The 936-nt window shown below is 42.8% G+C and carries 1 protein-coding gene; it reads right to left on the reverse strand.

The window, feature by feature from the left end; genetic code table 11:
• On the reverse strand, positions 1-936 hold a 936-nt coding region (locus ACFIK8_RS10330; RefSeq protein WP_375669372.1), incomplete at both ends, for an NAD-glutamate dehydrogenase domain-containing protein.

The raw sequence follows: 936 nt of genomic DNA on the forward strand, positions 1-936 counted from the left end.
TGGAAAGCAACATTCCATTTCCAAAAACATCACCGGACATATCACCAACCCCGATACAGGTGAAGGGGGTTGTTTGAATATTGTGATTAAAGGATTCTCGAAAATGTCTTTTAACTGCTTCCCACGCACCTTTTGCTGTAATCCCAATGGCTTTGTGGTCATATCCTGCTGATCCTCCAGAGGCAAAAGCATCATCGAGCCAAAAGTGGTTTGCTTGACTGATAACGTTGGCTGTATCAGAAAAGGTTGCTGTGCCTTTGTCTGCAGCAACAACAAAATAAGGATCATTGCCATCATGACAGATGACATTTGGAGGTGCGTTTCTTTTGCCGTTAACCAGATTATCGGTGATGGAAAGCAAAGCCGTGATAAAGTCAATATAAGCTTGTCGTGCGGCTTCTGTTATTTTTGCACGGTCGTTGGTTTGGGGAAGGCGGTGAGGATAAAATCCACCTTTTGCTCCGACAGGAACAATAACCGCATTTTTAACTTGTTGGGCTTTGACTAAATCGAGCACTTCAGTGCGATAATCTAAAGCACGATCAGACCAACGAATTCCACCACGAGCAACGGGGCCAAAACGCAAATGAACGCCTTCAACTTCTGGACCGTAAACAAAAATTTCTCGATAAGGACGCGGTTCTGGCAAACCTTCAATTTGGCGCGGGTCCAATTTGGTTGCTAAAATACGCCGTGGACTACCCTCTTGGAGAGGGGTAAAGGCATTGGTTCGTAAACTCGCATTGATAAGATTAAGGTAACGGCGTAAAATGAGATCATCATCTAAGCCTGGTACCTTCTGCAATTTTTCTTCAATGCGTTGTTGAATGACTTGTTGGTTTTTCTTCCGCTCTTTTTCTGTATGGCTTTGGTGAAATTTTAAATGAAATAAAGCATAAAGATCTTGGGTAATATCGGGATAGGCATTTAAAGTTT

The organism is Bartonella sp. MR168JLCBS (assembly GCF_042194175.1).